At 55.1% G+C, this 5096-nt stretch carries 7 protein-coding genes; 5 read left to right on the top strand and 2 right to left on the bottom strand.

Features of this window, described 5'->3' with window-relative positions; genetic code table 11:
- Positions 1-76 precede the first annotated feature (76 nt).
- Together Poly21_RS20040 and Poly21_RS27760 are read right to left on the bottom strand one after the other, a co-directional pair.
- On the bottom strand, positions 77-856 hold the full coding sequence (locus tag Poly21_RS20040; protein WP_302119736.1) for a reverse transcriptase domain-containing protein: 780 nt from the start codon (positions 854-856) through the stop codon (positions 77-79).
- A gap of 184 nt (positions 857-1040) precedes the next feature.
- Complete coding sequence (locus Poly21_RS27760) at positions 1041-1211, bottom strand: hypothetical protein (protein ID WP_302119734.1); 171 nt, start codon at positions 1209-1211, stop codon at positions 1041-1043.
- Positions 1212-1609: 398 nt separating this feature from the next.
- Between Poly21_RS27760 and Poly21_RS20035 the strand changes: the two genes are divergently transcribed.
- The 5 genes from Poly21_RS20035 to Poly21_RS20015 all read left to right on the top strand — a co-directional run bounded on the left by Poly21_RS20035 (position 1610) and on the right by Poly21_RS20015 (position 4799).
- Positions 1610-2320, top strand: a complete 711-nt coding sequence (locus Poly21_RS20035) for a hypothetical protein (protein WP_146408587.1) — start codon at positions 1610-1612, stop codon at positions 2318-2320.
- Between the two features lie 111 nt (positions 2321-2431).
- Positions 2432-3241 (top strand): hypothetical protein, encoded by an 810-nt coding sequence (locus tag Poly21_RS20030; RefSeq protein WP_302119731.1) that lies wholly within the window; start codon positions 2432-2434, stop codon positions 3239-3241.
- 103 nt (positions 3242-3344) lie between these two features.
- The gene (locus Poly21_RS20025) at positions 3345-3848 is read left to right on the top strand and encodes a hypothetical protein (protein ID WP_146408585.1); all 504 of its coding nucleotides are present in this window, start codon (positions 3345-3347) and stop codon (positions 3846-3848) included.
- Positions 3849-3914: 66 nt separating this feature from the next.
- Entirely contained in the window at positions 3915-4451 is a 537-nt protein-coding gene (locus Poly21_RS27755) for a hypothetical protein (protein WP_302119728.1), read from the top strand.
- A gap of 93 nt (positions 4452-4544) precedes the next feature.
- Positions 4545-4799: a hypothetical protein gene (locus Poly21_RS20015; protein ID WP_146408583.1), complete on the top strand. Its 255-nt coding sequence runs from the start codon at positions 4545-4547 to the stop codon at positions 4797-4799.
- Positions 4800-5096 lie beyond the last annotated feature (297 nt).

Here is a 5096-nt window from a genome sequence, read left to right as displayed (position 1 = left end):
GTAAACACTTGCTTGAAAACAGCTTACGGCGACTTCCAGCCATCGCCATACGCCGTCGACAACGCCGTCCTTGGGATCAATCTATCCAAGAAACCGCCATTGTTTGCAATATCGTTGGAGGAGCGATCGGACCACCTTGCATGGTTCCCTCGGCGGAGGGTTGGAGCAGACCATCGACCATCACGCCCGCACGCAGATAGCGGCCGATCAACTTGAGCAGTCTCCGGTCGTGGACCTTACGAGACACGCGCGCCATTAAGACGTCGTGCTGGACTCGGTCGAAGAATTTCGACAAATCCATGTCCACGCATCGGCGATAGCCGCTGCGAATCGTGTGCTGAATCTGCTTGATCGCTCCATGTGCAGAGCGTCGTGGTCGGAAACCGAAACTCGATTCACTGAAAGATGGATCGAAGATCGGGGTCAAGACTTGTAAGATGGCTTGTTGGATCAGACGGTCGATCACGTTGGGTATACCGAGATGCCGCTGACTGCCATCGGGTTTGGGAATCGACTTACGCCGGGCAGGCCCCGGACGATAGGTCCCTTCCAGTAGTTGCTGACGAACTTCCAGCCAATGGTGCCGGAAGGACTCGGGGAATTCGCCAAGGGTGATGCCATCAGGACCAGGGGCCCCTTTGTTGGCTTTGACGTTCTGCCAAGCACATTCCATATTGGATTCGTCGACAATCAGTTCCATCAGAGATGATGAATGCGAGTTCAAGGCTGACTTCTCCATGACCGCCGAGGCCGTCTTCTCCGACTGGAGCTCCGAAGAGCACGGGGCCTTCGCGTGTTCGACACCGTTGTGGTTGCTCGAACTGGCTTCTGTGTGTTTCGGGGCGGTCGAGGTCATGGATGGTTCGTTCCTTGTGAAGTGACGTGAGGCCCTTCCTGTTTCCGCTGGGATGCGGAGGCTCAGTACTACGGCTGATGCTGACTGCTGGGGACACGAGTCGGGTTACCCCGATCGCCCCGCCTTTCAGGCCAAGCCTTACTCACGGGTACGTCCACAGCTCTCCCCAAATAAGGGTCGTGATCTATCCCTGCCCAAGCTCCTCATCTACCTCCGCTCTTTCTTCCGGTTCGGCTTCGCGGTCAGCAGCCCGCTCGCCTGGAGTCGTCGGCCTCATATGAGGTTTCTGTTCGTAACCTGGCAGGTCTTGGCGAGAAGACGTCCAGCACGTGTTGTTCGCTGGCTTATCGATCATCTTCGCAGGCTTCCTCTCCACGGTCTGTTGCCTCGCCGCAGTTGCCCTCGCCTCGTACTGTCTTTCTGTTGGATTACATTTGGTATACTGCCTCATAGAAAGAATCCGGAACTAAGTACAGGGGACTCTCACCCCACAAGATCACGCCCATGTTGGGCGTACTGCAACGGAGTGGCGGTGTCAATTTTTTTGGTGGTGGTGAATCGTTCTCCGCCACCCGCTGATGTGTACCGTTCGTCGATGTAGAAACGTCACCGCGCGATGGTAAGCGGATTGGCGATGGAGGCCCAGCATTTTGCGACTGGATTCCAACGCGACCACGTGCCCGATCAATGCTCGTTCAACTGAGACCGAACTCTCGCTGTCATGTCGCTCGTCAGTGGTGAGCGATTCGAGTGGTGAGCGTTAACATCGGTGCGCCGACGGCAGTGCTCGTTTACTACAATGTCTGTTTACCAGAGACCGGGCTGGCGAGGAAACGGCCGCGTCGGTGGAACACGATGCGTGACCGAAACGTTACCATGTTGAGTGCCCGTGGCCTGCCGACTAACACCAACGCCCGAAAACGCGTGACGCACACTCTCGCGACCGCGGCAACGAACAATGCACGACGAACCATGGAATGCAGCGGTCGGCGTGAAACCTTGCTGGCTAGTCGAAACTCAACCGCCGCCGACCGCGGATTCCCCCCGTTCGTCGATGAAAGCTTTACGATGCGTGTAGCACTGGTCGCGACGCTGCTACTGCTCCTGTTCGTCGGTTGCAACCGACGCAGAGGATCCTCGTCTTATTCGGTCGAAGATGCGAGGTCTCGTGGGATACTCGTGACTGAATACGCCGTTGCTGACGGTGCCAAACTTGGCCACTACACACCGCTCGAAGTATGGATTGAAGACGATCGCAAGCTGGTTGTGCGTCTGAAGGGACCGCATGTTGATAGGGAACCACGCGTGAACATTCAAGGCTTGACCGATCTCGACTACAGAGCCATCTGGTCGGAACGTGACGGCCCGCCCTACGAAGTTTGGCTGGCCCCTGATCCCATACCGGATACACTGGTTTTGCAACGGGAAGAAGAATCGATCATAATCCACTCACGCAAAGAGTGACGACGAACCAAGGAATTGCACGGGAGTCGGGCGTCACGCGTTTCTGAAATGCAATCTTTTCACAGCCCGACCCCGTGAATTCCGGCGTTCGTCGACTGAGGTGTTCGTGATTTGAGAATTGCATTTTTCGCCATGGTCGTAGTGCTACCGCTGTCATTGCTGGCGGATGACCTTGCTTCACCGCGTCGCGATAACATCAAGGCAGAGGTAGGCAACCTTGTCGATCACCCTTGGGCAGGTGAGTACTCCGATTCCATGCAGGGTCTCGATATGGGGCCGTCATACGTCTGGCTGGCTCCAAAGAATGGGGCGGCATACCTATGCGAAGGTTGGATGACCGATTCGGACTACGGAACGATTTCGGTTGATGAATCAGTCATCCGCATCAAGTGGGAGAATCCCAGTCGGACAGGACGGTCTCCCACGGAGCGCGAGTTGATCCTTGTGCGATACCGCAAGTACATCTTTTTGGTTCCCAAAACGCAGATTCACGCCTTCTGTCTGGCTGTTCGAGGCGAAGGCAAGTTGCCAATGGGTCTGCTTAGACGGGTTAATCACGCTTTCGATCCGAAAGAACCTGATGCGATTCCACATGTTCCACCGCAGTTCAAGCCTTACCTTGATCTACCGCCAATCGTGACCAAAGTCACCCAGACTGATACTCAGACACGCGAGAGGATTGGCGACGATGACGAGGTCGTGCGTCAAGTTGTAACCATTGATGTCGGTGCGGAGCACCATGTTTTCCCGGGAATGCGATTTCAGCGAAAACGAGAAGACGAAGACGATGCGTTTCCAATGATCGAGGTCAAAACAGTGCGCGCTTCCGAATCTGACGCCGAACTGCGATACTACGTAGAACCGAACAACAAGATCCCACAAGTAGCGGTCGGTGAGGCCTACGTTACAACTCGATGGTAGAATAGCGACGAACCATCGGATTCAACGGAGGACCGGTGGTCAGTTTTTACAAATGGATGCTCAACTCCCGGTCCCCGCTGATCCGGGCCGTTCCCCGACTGAAATGATGATACGCAACGCCATCACGGTCTCTCGTCTTACGATCGCCACATCCATGCTTGCGATTGCATTTGCTGCTGGCTGCGACTCAAGCGGTCGATCCACAACGTCAACGTTTCGTTACACATTCACTACCGCCGCGATTGGCGAACCCAGTTCCGGCTACTTCGTCACGATGGTGCGATACGACGGCGTAACACCTTGGTTGATCGTTGCCGAACCTCTCGACCTATCGAAGTCCGGGTTCACTACAAGCTCGTCGTCAACATCCGATGCCGTGACCATCGACGGGACGGAGTATGCCCCATCCCCTGATCACACTATCATCGTGATCCAAGACGGTGAAAGGCGACAACGGGCCGAAGTTGCCACAGATGCCCACCCAACCCTACAATTGCTTCGCACTGGATTCGGCGACGTTTCGTATACCCAGATGCGATCTCTGCTCGAAACACAGGACGGCGGGGAACCATCGGTTGCAACGGAGGCCGCGAGCAACCGTGATTGAAGTGGTCAATCTTCCGCGCGGCCCGCGCTGAACCGTACCGTTACGCCAAGAATGGAAGTTGCAGAAATGTTCAAACCGAACCGATTCTCTTTGTTGTTGCTCTTGTTGCTGCCCACCTTGGCTATCGAAGCCCAAGAAACCAGGGCTGTAGAAACGGCAGAACAAGAGGTCACAATTGTTGTGGACGAGCTTGAAAATGCAATCCAGGGTAAGTCCCATCGCCCACTTGAAGAGATCGTTACCGAGGACGCAACTTTTCAAGGCATGCGTCCTCTGAGGAAAATGCTACGTGATGCCAAACCTATCAAGTTTGCTCCAGATAGCCGACGGTATTGGTTGAAACTGTCAGAGATCGAACCGAACTCGAAACTTAGCCAGTACATTCCCGAAGGGGTGGATGCAGACGAGTCCGTGCTCGTCTTCCGAAACACGGACCAGCGAGACGACCGTCGATTCCGCGTGTTTTACTGGCTCACTAAGACTGAAGGGAAATGGATGGTTGTTTACAATGCAGATGGTTGGGACTCGGCGGATCCTCTCGCCTCTGCTGCCCAGGAGTTGTCCGCCGACATGGTGAAACGAAATGGCGTAACCAAGCCATGAACCGAAGTGGCGGAATCCGTGTTTTTTGAAGTGGCAAATCGTTCGCCGCCACTCGGTTATGGCGGCCGTTATCGGACTGACTTTAACGCATGCATGAATCCATACGATCCACCCGCAACTGACACGCAAACAAGCTCGAAGCCCAAGGCTGAGGTGCCAAAAACCACACTTCGATCACTGGTTGTTCCGACATTGGTCGGTGGAACGCTCGGCTCGATTCTCTTTGCATCCGATGCCCGCAGTCCGGGTGATCCCACTGGACATGGCATCGCGTTTGGTTTCTACGGCCTGCTAACGCTATCCGTCGCTATCGTCGTCCGAGTAATTCGCCGGCATTTTCGTATCTGACGATCCATTACGGCCCATGGCATCGCCGTCCGGCATCGTCCTTTCTTCTCATGTTCCAACACTCGACCAATGCCCGCTATAATTGCCGATAACCATGCGATGGTGACGGAGCGGCGGCAGCGCGTTTCCGTCTGCTTGCAAGTGCAATCGTCGCCGCCCGCACATCGCTACCGACTATGAAGTCCAAGGTTTGACAAGTGGTGTTGGGTTGCTTTTTTGTCTTACTTCATTTTTTTTCCGCTGGTGGAGGTGAGGTGCCGTTCGCCGGAGGCTTTTTTCGGTCGCTCGCCCGTAAGT

This window comes from Allorhodopirellula heiligendammensis (assembly GCF_007860105.1).
Taxonomy (GTDB): domain Bacteria; phylum Planctomycetota; class Planctomycetia; order Pirellulales; family Pirellulaceae; genus Rhodopirellula; species Rhodopirellula heiligendammensis.
This window is presented reverse-complemented; position numbering and strand designations above follow the sequence as displayed.

Excerpts from the sequence above, each read along its gene's own strand:
- Poly21_RS20015 (WP_146408583.1), top strand. The coding sequence starts at position 4,545 with ATGAATCCATACGATCCACCCGCAACTGACACGCAAACAAGCTCGAAG.
- Poly21_RS20040 (WP_302119736.1), bottom strand. The coding sequence starts at position 856 with ATGACCTCGACCGCCCCGAAACACACAGAAGCCAGTTCGAGCAACCAC.
- Poly21_RS20025 (WP_146408585.1), top strand. The coding sequence starts at position 3,345 with ATGATGATACGCAACGCCATCACGGTCTCTCGTCTTACGATCGCCACA.
- Poly21_RS27755 (WP_302119728.1), top strand. The coding sequence starts at position 3,915 with ATGTTCAAACCGAACCGATTCTCTTTGTTGTTGCTCTTGTTGCTGCCC.
- Poly21_RS27760 (WP_302119734.1), bottom strand. The coding sequence starts at position 1,211 with ATGATCGATAAGCCAGCGAACAACACGTGCTGGACGTCTTCTCGCCAA.